We start from the raw sequence: 15,641 nt of genomic DNA, 5'->3' as shown, positions 1-15,641 counted from the left end.
GCGTTCCTTACTGAGGGTCAACCGGTTTGAGGGGAGTGATGCGCACGGTGATCGGCAGCGTGCTGGCCGTGGCGTGGCTTGCAACCCACGCGCTGAGCGCAGCTGCCCGGGCCGTCCAGTCTTCCACAATCGGGGTGACTTCCTGAAGATGCTGTTCGCTAAGCGGGCCCAGCAGCGCCAGGCGGTGAACCAGTGTTGAAGCCATAAAGCCCTCTTAAACTGAGAGGTGCCGACCGCAGCCGGCACGCGATGAGGATTATTTCTCTGCGTCGACCACTTCTTTGGCCTTAGTCGCCAGAGCCGTATTGACGTTGTTCTCATACGAAGTCGCGTCGGACGGGTAAGCCTTAATGTTCTTCGCGTAAAGGGAGATATTCATGTTGTTATCCCAGGCCTTTTTAGAGATCAGCACGTTTTCAGGGTAGCCTTTAGCCTCTATCTCGCGCTGCACGGCGCTGCGCACGATATCCTTCGGCACGTTAGGGAAGTACTTGCTGGCGATCTCTACCGAGCGATCGACGTTTTTGTAGATAAAGCGTGAAGCCTGCTCAAACGCCGTCACCACACCCTGAGCCGCTTTGGGATTTTTGCTGATGTAATCCTGGGTGGTGGTCAGGCTGGAGAAGGCAAACGGGAACCAGTCCTGGTTGGCGGAGAAGGAGTAAACCACATGCAGGCCATTCTGTTTTTCGGCTACCGAGGTCTGCGGCTCAACGGCCAGCGCATAGTCGGCACGATCGGCCATCACGGCGGGAGTTTCGTTACCGATCGCTACGTGAACCAGCTTCACGTCCTTCAGCTGCTGCTGCTTGATCAGGTAGCTCATAAACGCCCAGGTGGTATCCGGCTGCGGGCTGGTGACCACGCGCTTCCCGGAGAGGAACTTCAGGTTATTCTGCAACGGCGTGGCGTCTTTACCGAAAATAAACACCGTGGGGCCGTTCTGCACGCCCGCCACCACCACGCCGCCACCGCCGTTCTCATGGGATTTCGGCACGAACACCGGGTCCTGAATGGAGAAATCGGCCGAGCCGCCAATCACCGCCGCCCACGACTGCGCGCCGCCGCCGCCGGTGCTGATTTTTACCGCAACCCCCTGCTGTTTAAAAAAGCCCTGCTCCTGCGCCACGTACAGCGGCAGATACAGCAAGGACTGGAAAGCCTGATTAATGCGAACCGGCGTGTCTTCAGCCAGCGCCTGACCAGCGACGCCCAGTGCCAGTGCCAGCGTAATGCCTCGTACCAATGCAATCTGTTTCATCTTTATGCCCTTTCCCAGGAGAGGATTAATCGTTCGAGTAATGCCACTAAGCCGTTAAAAACCAACATCATCATCATCACTAACACCACGCCGGCCAGCACGATATTCATACCGAAGTTGGAGCTGCCCAGCAGGATCATATGGCCAACGCCCGCGTCGGAAGAGATGTACTCACCGACAATGGCCCCCACCAGCGCGAAGCCCACGTTAAGGCGCAGGCCGGACACCACCCACAGCATTGCGGAGGGAACCACCAGCTTGAAGAAGATCACCGAGCGTGAGGCGTCGAACGATCTCAGCAGATTGATCAGATCGGGGTCGGTGCGGGTAGCGCCCTTGTAGGAAGTGGTCAGGGAAACCACCACACACGAGAAGGCGACGATCATCACCTTGGAAGTCATCTCGGTGCCGAACCAGATAATGGTCATCGGCGCGATGGCGAGCACCGGGATGGCGCCAATCGCGGCGATAAACGGCGCGGCCAGGTCGGAGATAAATTTTGAGTACCACAGCAGCAGGCCGAGAATCGATCCGCCGACGGCGCCCACGGCAAAGCCAATCAGCGTCTCCTGCGCAGTAATCCAGATATCGCTGGCCAGCTCGCCGGAGTTGAAGCGCTCAACCAGCACTTCCCAGACCATGCCTGGGCTGGCGAAGAGAAACTTGCTGATGCTGCCGGCGCGTACGCCAATTTCCCAACCGCCGAGCAGCACGACCACAATCGCCAGCTGAAGAAACAGCAAAATATAGCGTCGGGCCGAGGCCGAACGGAAAAAGGCATCGTGGCGACGCAGCGGCGGCGCGCTGCTGCTGACCTGTTGAGTCACACTGTTCATGGCACGTCCCTCCGTCAAAGCGTCACTGGCGCAGCGCCAATGCTGCGCCAGATCAGTTCGTAATAGTCGTTAAAACGTGGCGACATACGGCGCTCAGGGATCAGCCTGCTGTCCGTTTCGAGGTCGACGTTGATTTCGTGAATAATTTCGCCCGGACGCGCCTTCATCACATACACCCGGTCGGAGAGCGTCACCGCCTCTTCGATATCGTGCGTGATAAAAATGACGGTCTTTTTCTGCTCCTTCACCACGCTGAGCAGCTCGCTTTCCAGCGAGATTTTCAGCGGGTAATCAAGGGCTTTATAGGCTTCATCCATCAGAATGATTTCTGGCTCGGTGACCATCGTTCGCATCAGCGCCACGCGCTGCTTCATGCCGCCGGAGAGCTGGGAAGGGTATTTATTTTCATAGCCCTCCAGGTGATAGGTTTTAAACAGGCTGGCGGCGCGATCCCGGGCGACGCTCTTATTTACCCCGCGCACTTCCAGACCGAGAATCACATTCTGCATCACCGTTCGCCACGGAAAGAGCAGATCCTTTTGCAGCACGTAGCCCAAATTTTCCGACGGGCTGCCGGTGGTTTCACGATCTTTAATCAGAATGCTGCCCTCGTCGGGCGCTAATAATCCGGTAATAATATTAAATAATGTCGACTTACCGCAGCCGCTGGGGCCAACGAAGGAAACAAATTCATTGGCATTGGCGTGAAAATTCATCTGCTTCAGCACGCTTATCTGGCCGCTGGCCGAATCGTAGCTTTTTGAAATATTAATTGCTTCCAGGGCGAAGGCCATCATTATTCTCCTGAGGTTTTAACGTGGTGCTGACGCACGGTTAACAGCGAAGGTGGCGCGCTAACCGGCACGTAATCTTTCAGAAAGTGGTAGCCAATATAATCCACGCTGCGGGCGGCGATAATTTCCGCCGTCACGTTAACTCTGGCCGTAGCTATTCCGGCAGCAAACCCGGTACAGGCGATAATTTTTCCCAGCGGATTAATAATGCGACTGTGCCCGTGATAGTGGAGGTTGCCATGCTGACCAAACAGGTTGGATTCTACCATCCAGCACTGGTTCTCCAGCGCCCGCACTCGTCCAAACAGCGTGTAGCTGTCGACCATGCTATCCCGTTCCGGATCGTCATTGTCGCCTGCCAGCGCCCACGCCGTAGGCATAATCAGGATATCTGCCCCTTTGAGCGCCAGCTCGCGGGTACTTTCCGGGAAGACCTTGTCATAGCAGATCAGCATACCGATACGGCCAATTGCGGTATCAAAGACTGGAAAATCATCGCCAGGATAGTAAACATGCTTCTCATCGCCGGGCTGATGCACTTTGCGGTAGCGCCCCACTTCCCCTTCCGGCCCCAGCAGCACCACGGTGTTAAACAGCACCTCCTCGCGCTGGGCATGGCGTTCGGTCATGCCGATAACCGCATAAACGCCCAGCGACCGCACCGCTTCACGGATTTGGCTGATGCCCTCGCCGCTCTCAACCACCTCGGCATGAGCAAACTGCCAGCGGACATTCTCGACATTAAATGACAGCGTATCGGTCAAATATCCCTGCATAATTTGCTCAGGGAAAACCACTAAATCTGCGCCCTGTTCTGCCGCCAGGCTCAGCTGTTGCAAAATATTTTCCACGTTGCGCTTTTTGTCATAAAAAGCCTGTAGTGCAACCGTGGCAATAGTGATTTCTTTCATCGCGGTGTCTCCAGGTAAAGCGAAGCCTTTCCGCTGATTGCTCAGCGGAATGAATAAGCGGCTCTTATAGAATGTGGCTAAGAAAATTAACTCACATTTTTTATCCGGCCTTTTTCATTATCTGTCTCGTTACCTCAATCTGAATAAATAATGCAATATCCGATCCATTTTTTATAAAAACTGACCGCGAGCGTCTATATTCATGATATCCGCCGCACCATCATTATTTCTCAGAACAAAATGATTAAATGATGCCATCACTGCGCACGAATGGTTGGGAAACAGGCGCAATATACTGCCCACTTCCGGCTTATTGCCACAATGTGGAATAAATCCATGCTCTTCGGATAATTTTTCAATGCGATATTGCGCGCCGCTCAGGGTATTTACCGCCAGACCGAAATCGGCTGCACCAGTTCCGTGCGGCCCTTTGTCAGAACTGAGCGCTTTTGATCCGGCATCGACAATCGCATAGCGATCGTTAACCGCCACCACCCTGGCGACAAGAGTCAGCGCCACGTCATCCAGCGTGCACAACCCCAGCCTGACCGCCGCCAGATCCAGCAGAGAGTAGTTACCGGGGCGGATCTCGTCAAAACCCTGCGGGAGCGGCGCGCCGAGGATCGATGGCGTTGATCCTACCGAAACACGACATTCCGGGAAGCCGGCCTTCTGCAAACGCTGCTGCAATCCCAACATGCGGGTAGCTTCGTCCTGCACTATTTGCGCCACCTGCTGAAGGTTCTGTGCGCCATAAGCATGACCGGCATGAGAAAGCAGACCGGCAAAGCGCAGGCCGCCAAGCCGCAGTGCCTGCGCCAGCTGTAGCGCGCCCTCGCCTTCCGGGCTGACGCCGACCCTTCCCAGCCCGACATCCACTTTGATCCAGACAGAGAGATCCAGCGAGCCTGAATCCACGGCGGCTTTAGCCACGGCGGCCACGCCCTCCAGCCCGGCTACGATAACGCCAAGGCGGGTGCCGGTGCGCATCGCTGCGGCAAACAATTCCCTGAGCGTCTCCGCCCGGACAACCGGATAAGCCAGCAGCACGTCGCGCACGCCGCCTTCAATAAACACCACGCCTTCGCTCGGTTTGGAGACGGTAATGCCCACCGCGCCCAGTTCAATCTGGCGACGCGCAAGGGCCACGCTTTTATGGGTTTTGGCATGTGGACGCAGCTGCACCCCGCCCACCAGAGCCCGACGCTGCATCTGCTGTAAATTCCTCTCCAGCCGCTGCGCGTCGATTTCGATATAAGGCGTCAGCCGATCGTCATAAAAGGGACGCTCGCTTCCTTCACCTGCCGGTGACCCGGCCTTTAATTGATTCACACATCCTCCACTGCAATAAAATGCCCAGGCGCGATTTGTTTCATCTGCTGAGGCCGTCCCGGATAATCAAGCGCACGAATCGGGCTTTTCAGCTCGGTCGTATCGCGGAAAAACTGTTGGCGCTGGTGCGTCGGATCGGCCACCGGTACCGCAGCCATCAGGCGCTGCGTGTAAGGATGGCCGGGCCGGGAGAAGACCGACGCTTTCGGGCCAATCTCGACGATTCGTCCCATCTGCATCACCGCCACGCGGTGCGCCACCCGCTCGACCACCGCCATATCATGAGAAATAAACAGCCAGGCAATCCCCAGCTGCGCCTGGAGTTCCAGCATCAGGTTAACCACCTGCGCCTGAATGGAGACGTCCAGCGCCGACACGGCCTCGTCGGCGACAATCAGCTTCGGCTCCAGAGACAGCGCTCTGGCGATGCACAGCCGCTGGCGCTGCCCGCCGGAAAACTCATGGGGGAAGCGATGGCGCATCTCCGGCGACAGGCCTACCCGCTCAAAGAGCTCGGCCACTTTACGGTCGCGCGTCTCATGGTTGCCCACCTCATGAATGTCCATTGGCTCCCGCACCTGGCTGCCCGCATCCAGCCGGGGATTCAGCGAGGCAAAAGGGTCCTGAAACACCATCTGCACGATTTTGCGCACCGGCCGCATCGCATGACGATTCAGACGATGAACTTCATAGCCATCCAGCAGGATATCACCCGACGAGGGGGTTTCCAGCCCGATCAGCGAGCGGCCAGTGGTGGATTTACCGCAGCCGGATTCGCCCACCAGCGCCAGCGTTTCTCCCGGATAGAGGTTGAAACTGATCCCTTCCACCGCGTGAACTCGCCCTTTCAGGCGGCGTAAAACCCCTTCCCGCACGTCATAGCGTACGTGTAAATCGCGTACTTCCAGCAGCGGTTGAGCCGGTACGGCTGAGGGAGTCAGCGCCCCGCTGATTAACGGCGTCGTCTCTTCGGCTTCATTAAGCAGGCGAAAACGAACCGGCCCTTCCTGCCCCGCCGTTTCACCCAGACGCGGCACCGCCCGCATCAGGGCCTGCGTATAGGCATGTTGGGGCGCGGCAAACAGCGGCCCGACATCGCCCTGCTCGATCATCCGCCCCTGCTGCATCACAATCACCCGATCGGCCATTTCGGCCACCACCCCCATATCGTGAGTGATCAGCAAAATGGAGGTGTTGAATTCACGCTTAAGCTCCCGCAGCAGCTCAAGCACCTCGGCCTGAATGGTGACGTCCAGCGCGGTGGTCGGCTCGTCCGCAATCAGGATTTGCGGACGGCAGGCCAGCGCCATGGCGATCATCACCCTCTGCCGCATACCACCGGAGAGCTCATGAGGATACTGACGAAAGCGGCGTTGCGGATCGTTAATCCTCACCCGCGCAAGCATCGCTATCGCCAGATCTTTTGCCTGAGAAGCGGAAAGCTTCTGGTGGGTCACAATCACCTCGGTCAGCTGCAAGCCAATGCTCAGCACCGGGTTGAGGGAGGTCATCGGCTCCTGAAAGATCATCGAGATTTGCGCGCCGCGGATCTTATTGATCTGCTCTTCGTTCATGCGCAGCAGATCCTGGTCGTTAAACAGCGCTTCGCCAGCCCGAATAAAGCTGGAATGACGCGGCAGAAGTTGCAGCAGCGACATCATTGAAACGCTTTTGCCGGAGCCGGACTCGCCGACAATCGCCAGCGTTTCGCCCGGTTTTAGATCGAAAGAGAGGCCTTTCACCGTCGGGGGCTGGCTGATATCACGGGTGAAAGCGAGGGTCAGATTGCTGACGCTCAGCAACGGAGTGAGGGTCATGGTTATGCTCCTTAATGGCGCTGCTGACCGGGGTCGAGGGCTTCGCGGATACCGTCGCCCAGCAGGTTAAAGCCCAGCACGGTGATAACAATGGCGATGCCGGGAATAATGCAGATCCAGGGCGCGCGGGTGATAAAATCTCTTCCCTGCGAGAGCATCAATCCCCACTCCGGTAACGGCGGCTGCGCACCTAATCCGAGGAAAGAGAGCCCGGCGGCAGCCAGCATTGCCGTAGACATCCCCAGCGTGGCAACCACAATCAGCGGCGGCATCACGTTTGGCAGCAGATGGCGGAAAATCAGCCGGAAGGTGCCAGCGCCCGCCGCTACCGCCGCTTCGAAGTAGGGCCGGTTTTTCTCTACCAGCACCTGCGAATAGGTAATCCTGACGTAAAAAGGGATTGCCGCGATGCCCACCGCAATCATCGCGTTTTGCAGCGTCGGCCCCAGCATCGCCACCGCCGCCAGCGCAATCAGCACTTCGGTAAACGAGAACAGTACGTCGGTGCCGCGCATAATCACCCGCTCCAGCCAGCCGCCGGCATAGCCTGCCAGCAGGCCCAGCAGCAGCCCGGAAACGGCAGAGATCCCCACGGAAATCGCGCCGATCGTCAGCGTCAGGCGCGAACCGTAAATGATCCGGCTGAAGATATCGCGGCCAAATTCGTCGGTGCCGAACAAGTGCGCCAGCGAAGGCGGCGTCAGTCGGCGCCCTGCCCCCATCCGGTCCGGCGCATAGGGGGCCAGCAGCGGCGCGAGCATCGCCAGCGAAATCAGCAACAGCACAATCACCAGCCCGACCATTGCCGCCCGGTTGCGGCGTACGCCCCGCACAAGACGGCGGAATCCGTTGCCGCCGGTGGTCAGCGGCCGGGCCGCTTCACTGCTGAGTTGAGCAGACATATCGCCTCCGGTTATTGCACTTTGATGCGCGGATCGAGCCACGCATAGAGAATGTCGAGCAGCAATGAAACGATCGCCACAATAAAAGCAAACACCAGAATGAAGCCCTGAATCAGCGGGTAGTCACGCTGGAAAATAGCCTGCACGGCGAGCCTGCCAATGCCGTTCCAGCTGAAGACGTTTTCGATGATCACCGCCCCGCCCATCAGATAGGTGAACTGCATCCCCATCATGGTGATCACCGGGATCAGACCGGCACGCAGCGCATGGCGATAGAGCACCAGCGTGCGCGGCAGCCCTTTGGCCCGCGCGGTGCGGATAAAGTCCTGGCTGAAAATTTCAATCATCGAGGATCGGGTCAGGCGTGCAATGATCGCCGCATTGGTGATGCCCAGCGTCAGCGCTGGCAGGATCAGGCCTTCAAAGCCCGTGCCCGCCACCGGCAGCAGCCCCCACTTGACCGAGAACAGCAGCATCAGCATCAGCCCAAGCCAAAAATGGGGTAACGAGACGCCCAGGATCGCCGTCACCATCAGCGCGGAATCAAACCAGCTGCCGCGTTTATAAGCGGCAATAAAGCCGCAGGTCATGCCGAACAGCAGCGCGACCACCATTGCCGAGCAGGTCAGCGCCAGGGTGTAGGGCAGGCAAATCATGATCAGCTTCAGCACCGGCTGCTGACCCCGGATGGTCACGCCCATATCGCCATGAAACAGCCGCACCAGGTAGTTGAAATACTGCTGATAAATCGGCAGATCGAGGCCAAAGTTATGGCGGATCTCTTCGATCTGCGCGGGAGTCACGCCCTGAGACTGGGCAAACATGGTGCGCACCGGATCGCCAGGCACCAGGTGGATCAGCAACACCGCCGCCAGCGTGGCGATCCAGACGGTGACCAGCGCCGCAATGCTTCGGCGTGCGATAAATTGCAGCATAATAAGTCCCGAAAACGGGGGCTGCGGAACGCCCGCAGCCCCGAAGGTTACTGGACGGTGACGTCATTAAAGATTGGGCGGTTAAAGGTGCTGACCTTAAAGCCTTTCACTTCATTGCGCACCGCATACAGCCAGTTCCAGCCCGGCGTATAAAGCGGAACCTGAATCGCATGTTTCAGCAGGTAGCTTTGCGCATCGTGCACCGCCAGCAGGCGCTGGGCAGGATCGAGGGTGGTGCGGGTTTTCTCCAGCATGGCGTCCAGCTCAGGCGTCTGATAACCGGAATAGGCGCCCGGCGAGTGCCACAGGTTGTAGAGAATATCCGGGTCATACCAGGCCCAGCCCATCATATTGAACGAGCCTTTGCCGGTTTTGGTTTCGTTCTCCTGCTTGACGCGCGCATTCAGCGTGCCGATATCCATCAGCTCAATGGTGGCGTTAATGCCGATCTGCTGTAGCTGGTTCTGGAAGACCTGTAAGATCTTTTCACGGTTATCATCCGGCCAGGTCATCACCGTGACCTCCAGCGGCTTGTCCGGGCCATAACCGGCCTCTTTCAGCAGCGCTTTGGCTTTCTCAGGGTCATAGCTGTAGCCCTGCTTTGCACACCAGTCCTCGTCATTGCCGAAGACGCCCGGCCCAACGGTACAGTGTTCGCGCTGCGCCACATCGCCAAAGACAATATCAATGGCCGCGTCAGGATCGATACCGTAGGCCACCGCCTGGCGGATACGCTCATCGTTAAACGGCGGCCGCGAGGTGGTAAATTCAAAGAAGATCGTGGAACCGGTGTTTTTCGCCGTCAGTAAGTGCATTTTCGCCGACTTTTTAACGGTATCGACGTCATCCAGCGGCGGCGTGGCAATTTGCACCTCGCCGGTAGACAGCGCGGCAAGCCGGGACTGGGCTTCCGGCATACGACGGACAATCAGCTCGTCAATCTTCGGCGGACCGGCATTCTCGACCGGGCGACCATAATTTTTGAAGTGAGGATTAGGCACCAGCACCATGCGGTCGCCTTTTACCCAGGATTTCACCATAAACGGACCGGAGCCAATGGCCTTGCTGGAGCCGAACGCTTTGCCCAGCGCCTGATTGCTGTCGCAAAGGATTGAGGCAAAAGGTTCGCCCTGGAAAGCGAGGAAGGCGCCAAACGGGCTGGAGAGTTTAAATTTCACCGTCAGCGGATCGACGACCTCCACGGCGGTGACCGGACCAAACCCGGCTTTCATCACGCTGGGGTTTTTACTGTCGAAAGCGCGATCCATGGTGTACTTCACATCGGTAGCGTCCAGCGGCGTGCCGTCGCTGCACTGCATCCCGGCGTTAAGGTGGAAGGTGTACTCTTTGCCGTCCGGCGACATTTCCCAGCTTTTTGCCAGGTTAGGCACCACTTTGCCGTTGGCATCAAACTGCAACAGCGAATCATAAATCAGATCGAAGGTAGCCCAGGATTCCCAGGTGGTGGTGCGGTGCGGGTCCAGCGAATCGGCATCCACGCCCACCGCCCAGACGACCTTGCCAGCAGCCTGTGCCTGAACGCTGGCCACGGCGGGCACCAGCGCAGCCGCAAGGGCCATCTGCCTTAACGTTTTTGATACCGAGGTGAGGCGCATACAAACACTCCCAAAAGGTGAAGTTAACGGTGGATCTCGTCTGCAAACAGGCGCGAAGTGCGATCGGTGGCTATTTCCAGCCGTCTTCCTCTCGCGGTGTGGGTCAGGCGTAGCGTGGGGCGGTAATCTCCGTCAGGATTAACGGCAGGGGTGGCCAGCATCACGCCATCGGCGAACGGTAGCAGCGTAAAGCGACTGACGCCGAACGGGCCGGCCAGTTCAAGCTGCCACTGCTGCTGCTGGCGACTGATACGCCACTCGCAGTTAAGCTCAGGCTGATAAAAGGTGCCGGCAAGGGAGGCGTCAGCTTCCGGCAGCCAGGGCGTCAGCCGCCGCCAGCAGGCAGGGTTTGGCCCGTTGCTGCCCAGCAGGCAATCCGGCTGCGGAGAGAACTGGTAATGCAGCATCGGCCAGAAAGGACGGCAGCATCCTGGCTGGTGCCATTCAAGCGGCGCACGAGTCATGGTGCTGTTAAGCATCACTTCTCCACTGCGCTTTTCTACCTGTAAGAGCCGGTTTTCGGCTTCGTTATAGTAATAACCCGGCAGGACGTCAGCGGCAGGCAGACGCGCCGTCAGCACTGACGGAATCAGCACGTCGGCCAACTGACGTCCCAGCAGAAACGGGTTAATTTCCGTGGTGTTAGCGATTAAGACAAGGGTCACATCGGCCTGAGGGAACCAGGCTATTTCGGCAAATACGCCGGGCAACTGGCCATGATGGCCAAAAGAGGGCTGGCCCCGGTACGGCATCACCGTAAACCCAAGGCCGTAAATCGACGGACTGCCGTCCGCATAGGGACGAGCCTGCGCCATCCGCTGAAAAATCGGCTGAGACGCGCCGTGGCTGTCCCTCACCCAGGCCGCCCATTTCAGCAGATCGTCTACCGTGGAAAGCATACCGCCAGCGCCATCCAGCGGCACCGACCACTGTCCCTGAGTGGGCTGCCCCGCCTCAACGACGTAGGGCACCGCGCGGCCTTCAATCCACGGCGAATCGGTACGGGCCAGCCCGGTTTGCGTCATCCCCAGCGGCTGGAGAATTCGGCGCTGCAACACCGTTTCCAGCGCTTCCCCTTCCAGCTTTTCCACCACGCGGGTCAGCAGCAGAAAGCCGCTGTTGGAATAGGCAAAACGGCTCCCCGGCAGGAAGTTCAGTTCCGCTGTGCTGCAAATCAGCCGGTAACTCTCTTCCGCCGTGGCCGGATCGCTGAAATTGCCGCCGGAGAGCAGGCGCAGCTCAAGGAAATCACGCACGCCGCTCTGGTTGGACATCAAATCCAGCAGGGTGACCGGCACGCCATAATCGGGCAGCTCTGGCAGATATTGCTGAATGGGGTCGCTGACGGCAAGGCGCCCCTCGGCTTCCAGCATCAGTACGATACTGACCAGAAACTGCTTGCTGAGTGAGGCGATCCGCATCGGAACATCCGCTGCGTTGGGGCGTCCGGCGGCGATATCGGCCAACCCGTAACCCTTACGCAGCACCACTTTGCCCTGAGACAATACGCCGACGCTCAGACCGGGCATGTTGTAGCGCTGGAAGCGTGCGAGAACCGCATCCACCGCCTCTTCCGGCTGCTGCACCAGCGCGCTCACAGCTGTCCGCCTGCGGCAAACGGATCTTCCACCTGCGGCCAGAGCGGTCGGCCTGCTTTTGCCAGCGGCAGCGTGGTGAAATCAGGGGAAACCGTGCCGGGCGCGCTGACGTAAATCACCCGATCCGCAACCGGGGCAAATCCGGCATAGAAGTGCTGGGCCGACTTCACCACCACCGCGCGATAGTCGTTAAGGTCGAGGCCAAACTGGGTGTAGGCATCCGGGTGAAACGTCTGGGTACGGACGCTGTTAATGACGATATGCAGCCCGTCAGCGTCTAACAGCACCGCATCCCCCATCGCCTGCTTGCCGGCGCCAAACGTCACGGTCGCCTGTTCGACAATCTTCAGCACGCGAACCCGGAGATCGAGCGGATCGCCAGACTGCGGCCCGACTTTACCGCCGATCCTCAGCGGTAGCTGGCTGCCCTCTCCCGCCTCCTGGCAAATGCGCACCGCCAGCGGGTCCCAGAGGTTGCCGAACAGCACGCCGCTGCTTTTCGCCTGGATCATGCCCTGTAGCAGCCAGGTCGCATCGCTGGCGGCCCCGCCGCCTGCATTGTCGGCAATATCGGCGACTACCGTCACGCCGGGGAGGTCGGGCAGGCTGGCGGTCAACTGGTCAATGGTCAGCAGCGTCGGCTGATAGCGGTAACGCAGCCCGAGGATTTTCTCAGCCAGCTCATCCGCCAGCCGCCCGGCAAGCTGCGGATTATCTTTTACCGCAACCAGCGCTTTCGCGCCGACATTAGGGACATCCGCCCATGGAAAGCCGTGGCAGAAGCTCAGCGACAGCACGGCTTCCTGTTGCTCGCTGGTGAACATCTCATCCACCAGTTGGCGAATCTCGCTGTCCGACGTCCGCCAGACGCCGAGCATCCGGCAGTCTCGCAGCGCCATCACCGGCGTGAACTCACCCAGCGCCGCCGCACGACAGTGGGTAAACAGCTCCACGGCACGATCGTTAACATCGGTATGCGGGTACTCTTTGTAGAGGATCACCAGGCTGGCGGCGGCGATCAGCTCAGGATCAAGATGGCAATGCAGGTCCAGCTCAACCCCGATGATTACCTCCGGCCCGACGATCTGCCGTACCGCCAGCACCAGCTCTTTCTCGCAGTCATCGCAGTCGTCAGACGCCATCGCCCCATGCAGGTTGAGCAGAACCCAGTCCACCTGACCGGCGCTTTGCAAATCCGCCAGAAGATCGTCACGGAGCGTTTCCCAGACATCCTGCCGGGTCAGGCCGCCAGGCTGGGCGAAAGTGGTCAGGCTTTCCACCACCTCATCTCCCTGCTGCGTCGCCATCTCACGCCAAATCCGCACCGGCTGAGCGAAATAGTGATCGGACTGGCTCCCGTTATGGCGGGAGAAGAGCGTCTCATCAAAATTTTGTCTTCCGGTGGGGAGCGGTGAAAAGGTATTAGTTTCTGTTCCCAACGCAGCGATAAAAAGGTTCACGATCGTCAGTCTCCGCAGATTTTTTTCACATCCTACGCCACATTTTCTTTTAGTAAAAAATGTTTTTCTTATGATAAAAACGACACGCGATGCACGAAAATTCAGGTACACTGCCTGTGGGATCAGAGCAGAAGTGGGAAACAAGCATGGCGAAGAGTCACCAGGACGTAAAAGAAGCGTTACCTACCGAGTCCGATTTCGGTAACCGGATCAAATCGCTGCGCCAGGCGCGACAATGGACGTTAGAGCAGGTTGCAGAGAGCAGCGGTCTGTCGATCTCCACCCTGTCAAAAATTGAAAACGGTCAGGTTTCCGCCTCGTTTGACACGCTGGTGAAAATCGCCAATGCCTATCATTTGAGCTTTGGCGAGCTGTTCAGCGCCCAGCGACCGGTTGAAGCGCCCCTTACCCCGGCAGTACCGCCCATTTCCGGCCGCCGCACCTTTACGCGGGCGGGAGAAGGTCTGGCTTTCACCACCGATAACTACGGCTATAACGTGCATTCGGCAGAGCTGACCCATAAGGGAATGATCCCACTGATTATGCAGATCAAAGCGCGCAAGGTGCCTGCCAAAGCAGAGTGGTCGAGCCATGAAGGGGAAGAGTTTATTTATGTCACCCAGGGCGTCACCGAACTGCACACCGCCTGGTATGCCCCGCTGCGTCTGGAGACCGGGGACAGTGCCTATATCGACAGCACCATGCCCCATGCGTTTATTTCGCTCAGCGAGGAAGACGCGCATATCCTGTCGATCTGTATGACCCAGCGGCTGTTTTTCAAGGAAGGGACGGTCGGCATTCCTGCCGAATAAAAAACGCCCCGGCACAGGCCGGGGCGTCGCTACTTTCCTCAAACGGGGAAAGAAAAATCAGAAGTCGTAGCGCAGGCGCACCAGGTTCATATCACCCAGATTGTCGGTGCTTGACGTAAAGACGTGCTCATAGTCAACGCGGAAGCCGTAATCCAACTGGAAGGACACGCCGACGCCGTTATCGATACGCTGATAATTGCGGTCGTTGATGTATTCCAGACGGTCACCCATAAAGTAAGGCATTACCGACTTCAGCGCGTACTGACCAACCGGAATGGTATAACCGGCCAGATATTCAATCCCCCACGCATCGCCCGCGAAGTAGTTATCCACGTCGACCTTTTTGGTGGTCAGGAAGTTCTGGTAGTAGCCGCCGCCGAAGCTGAAGGTCCAGTTATCAGGTTTCCAGGTCAGAGCCGTTCCGTAGATGTTTTGATCGTAAGACTTCGACTCGTCATTGCCATGATCGCGCATCTCAGCGCGGGTATAGTTCCACGCCGTGCCCCAGGTCAAATCTTTGGTGATATGGTAATCCACGCCCAGCGATCCGCCGCCCTGACGCTTATAGCGCAGACCGTTACCCGGCAGATACTCATTATCATCAAACAGATAAGAAGCATAAATATCCGTATCGCCGAAGCTGTTTTTATACTTCAGCATGTTACGTGAACGGTAGGAACCGTCGTAATCTCCGTTAATGCCGTTGCCCGGTGCCTGGGCGAGCATGTCGTAATCCCAGATATCGGTTTTAGCCCCCACCACGTCGTAGTAGACGCTGTTCTGCTGGCCGTAGGTCAGCTGGCCCCAGGTCTTACTTTTGAACCCGGTGTACAGCATACGACGGGTGGTGTTGTTCGCCCCGTCAGCATAGTGATTATCCCAGCTGAAGACCGCTGGAATATTCACGCCGAGTTCGTAGTAGCCGATCCAACTCACGTCATCAAACAGGTAGTAATCAGCCGCGAAGCGGAAACGAGTCCCGCCGTCAAAGCCGTTACGCTTGTAAGAGCCGTTGTCGCTGGCGCCGGTCATGTTGTTGAACTGCGGACGGATGCTGCCGCCCACGGTGAAGTTCAGGCGGCTAAGCGGATCGCCGGCCTGCGGGTCCTGTTTCAGGAGAGTGATTTCCGCATGGGCGGCAAACGAAGCACTGCCGACCAGCAGACCCAGACCAATGGCCCGGGATAAAGCGCGCGTTTTTGTTAACATTTTGTATCCCTGAGAAGAATAATCACACATTTAGCGCGGATGATAGTAGCCTGGGAAGGATGACAAAATGTGTATTAACATGACCGTTTTGTGCTATTTGGCTGACGGAATTTTTAAGGAAATATGTATTCAGACGCACTTTCACACGAATATGGCTA

General features: G+C 57.9%; 14 protein-coding genes. 1 reads left to right on the top strand and 13 read right to left on the bottom strand.

Annotated elements, in window-relative coordinates:
* Positions 1-7: 7 nt before the first annotated feature.
* The 12 genes from NG99_RS08370 to NG99_RS08315 all read right to left on the bottom strand — a co-directional run bounded on the left by NG99_RS08370 (position 8) and on the right by NG99_RS08315 (position 13,462).
* Complete coding sequence (locus tag NG99_RS08370) at positions 8-205, bottom strand: hypothetical protein (RefSeq protein ID WP_034890751.1); 198 nt, start codon at positions 203-205, stop codon at positions 8-10.
* A 51-nt stretch (positions 206-256) separates the two neighbouring features.
* Positions 257-1,261 carry an ABC transporter substrate-binding protein gene (locus NG99_RS08365; protein WP_034890748.1) on the bottom strand — a complete coding sequence of 335 codons (1,005 nt, stop codon included), beginning with the start codon at positions 1,259-1,261 and terminating at the stop codon, positions 257-259.
* 2 nt (positions 1,262-1,263) lie between these two features.
* Positions 1,264-2,097, bottom strand: coding sequence for an ABC transporter permease (locus NG99_RS08360; protein WP_034890746.1), 834 nt, complete (start codon positions 2,095-2,097; stop codon positions 1,264-1,266).
* A gap of 14 nt (positions 2,098-2,111) precedes the next feature.
* A complete protein-coding gene (locus tag NG99_RS08355; protein ID WP_232298238.1) occupies positions 2,112-2,894 on the bottom strand; it encodes an ABC transporter ATP-binding protein in 783 nt (260 codons plus the stop codon).
* A complete protein-coding gene (locus NG99_RS08350; RefSeq protein WP_034890741.1) occupies positions 2,894-3,802 on the bottom strand; it encodes a carbon-nitrogen hydrolase family protein in 909 nt (302 codons plus the stop codon). The genes NG99_RS08355 and NG99_RS08350 overlap by 1 nt, the downstream gene beginning before the upstream one ends.
* Positions 3,803-3,973: 171 nt before the next feature.
* Complete coding sequence (locus NG99_RS08345; protein ID WP_034890738.1) at positions 3,974-5,134, bottom strand: alanine racemase; 1,161 nt, start codon at positions 5,132-5,134, stop codon at positions 3,974-3,976.
* The gene (locus NG99_RS08340; protein ID WP_034890735.1) at positions 5,131-6,951 is read right to left on the bottom strand and encodes an ABC transporter ATP-binding protein; all 1,821 of its coding nucleotides are present in this window, start codon (positions 6,949-6,951) and stop codon (positions 5,131-5,133) included. Before NG99_RS08340 ends, NG99_RS08345 begins: the two co-directional genes overlap by 4 nt.
* A gap of 11 nt (positions 6,952-6,962) precedes the next feature.
* Positions 6,963-7,853 (bottom strand): ABC transporter permease, encoded by an 891-nt coding sequence (locus tag NG99_RS08335; RefSeq protein ID WP_034890733.1) that lies wholly within the window; start codon positions 7,851-7,853, stop codon positions 6,963-6,965.
* A gap of 11 nt (positions 7,854-7,864) precedes the next feature.
* A complete protein-coding gene (locus tag NG99_RS08330; RefSeq protein ID WP_034890730.1) occupies positions 7,865-8,788 on the bottom strand; it encodes an ABC transporter permease in 924 nt (307 codons plus the stop codon).
* A 47-nt stretch (positions 8,789-8,835) separates the two neighbouring features.
* Positions 8,836-10,404 (bottom strand): ABC transporter substrate-binding protein, encoded by a 1,569-nt coding sequence (locus NG99_RS08325; RefSeq protein WP_157032588.1) that lies wholly within the window; start codon positions 10,402-10,404, stop codon positions 8,836-8,838.
* 23 nt (positions 10,405-10,427) lie between these two features.
* Entirely contained in the window at positions 10,428-12,002 is a 1,575-nt protein-coding gene (locus NG99_RS08320; protein WP_034890725.1) for a serine hydrolase domain-containing protein, read from the bottom strand.
* Positions 11,999-13,462: a M81 family metallopeptidase gene (locus NG99_RS08315; protein ID WP_034890722.1), complete on the bottom strand. Its 1,464-nt coding sequence runs from the start codon at positions 13,460-13,462 to the stop codon at positions 11,999-12,001. The genes NG99_RS08320 and NG99_RS08315 overlap by 4 nt, the downstream gene beginning before the upstream one ends.
* 146 nt (positions 13,463-13,608) lie before the next feature.
* On the opposite strand from NG99_RS08315, the gene NG99_RS08310 reads away from it, so the two are divergent.
* Complete coding sequence (locus NG99_RS08310) at positions 13,609-14,274, top strand: helix-turn-helix domain-containing protein (protein ID WP_052130622.1); 666 nt, start codon at positions 13,609-13,611, stop codon at positions 14,272-14,274.
* A gap of 57 nt (positions 14,275-14,331) precedes the next feature.
* Here NG99_RS08310 and NG99_RS08305 read toward each other — a convergent pair whose 3' ends face one another.
* The gene (locus NG99_RS08305; protein WP_034890719.1) at positions 14,332-15,483 is read right to left on the bottom strand and encodes a porin; all 1,152 of its coding nucleotides are present in this window, start codon (positions 15,481-15,483) and stop codon (positions 14,332-14,334) included.
* Between the last annotated feature and the right edge of the window lie 158 nt (positions 15,484-15,641).

Source organism: Erwinia typographi (assembly GCF_000773975.1).
Classification (GTDB): domain Bacteria; phylum Pseudomonadota; class Gammaproteobacteria; order Enterobacterales; family Enterobacteriaceae; genus Erwinia; species Erwinia typographi.
This window is presented reverse-complemented; position numbering and strand designations above follow the sequence as displayed.

Bases quoted from the DNA above. Each gene is read 5' to 3' on its own strand.
- NG99_RS08350 (WP_034890741.1), bottom strand. From the start codon at position 3,802: ATGAAAGAAATCACTATTGCCACGGTTGCACTACAGGCTTTTTATGAC.
- NG99_RS08365 (WP_034890748.1), bottom strand. From the start codon at position 1,261: ATGAAACAGATTGCATTGGTACGAGGCATTACGCTGGCACTGGCACTG.
- NG99_RS08335 (WP_034890733.1), bottom strand. From the start codon at position 7,853: ATGTCTGCTCAACTCAGCAGTGAAGCGGCCCGGCCGCTGACCACCGGC.
- NG99_RS08360 (WP_034890746.1), bottom strand. From the start codon at position 2,097: ATGAACAGTGTGACTCAACAGGTCAGCAGCAGCGCGCCGCCGCTGCGT.
- NG99_RS08355 (WP_232298238.1), bottom strand. From the start codon at position 2,894: ATGATGGCCTTCGCCCTGGAAGCAATTAATATTTCAAAAAGCTACGAT.
- NG99_RS08305 (WP_034890719.1), bottom strand. From the start codon at position 15,483: ATGTTAACAAAAACGCGCGCTTTATCCCGGGCCATTGGTCTGGGTCTG.
- NG99_RS08370 (WP_034890751.1), bottom strand. From the start codon at position 205: ATGGCTTCAACACTGGTTCACCGCCTGGCGCTGCTGGGCCCGCTTAGC.
- NG99_RS08325 (WP_157032588.1), bottom strand. From the start codon at position 10,404: ATGCGCCTCACCTCGGTATCAAAAACGTTAAGGCAGATGGCCCTTGCG.
- NG99_RS08330 (WP_034890730.1), bottom strand. From the start codon at position 8,788: ATGCTGCAATTTATCGCACGCCGAAGCATTGCGGCGCTGGTCACCGTC.
- NG99_RS08310 (WP_052130622.1), top strand. From the start codon at position 13,609: ATGGCGAAGAGTCACCAGGACGTAAAAGAAGCGTTACCTACCGAGTCC.
- NG99_RS08340 (WP_034890735.1), bottom strand. From the start codon at position 6,951: ATGACCCTCACTCCGTTGCTGAGCGTCAGCAATCTGACCCTCGCTTTC.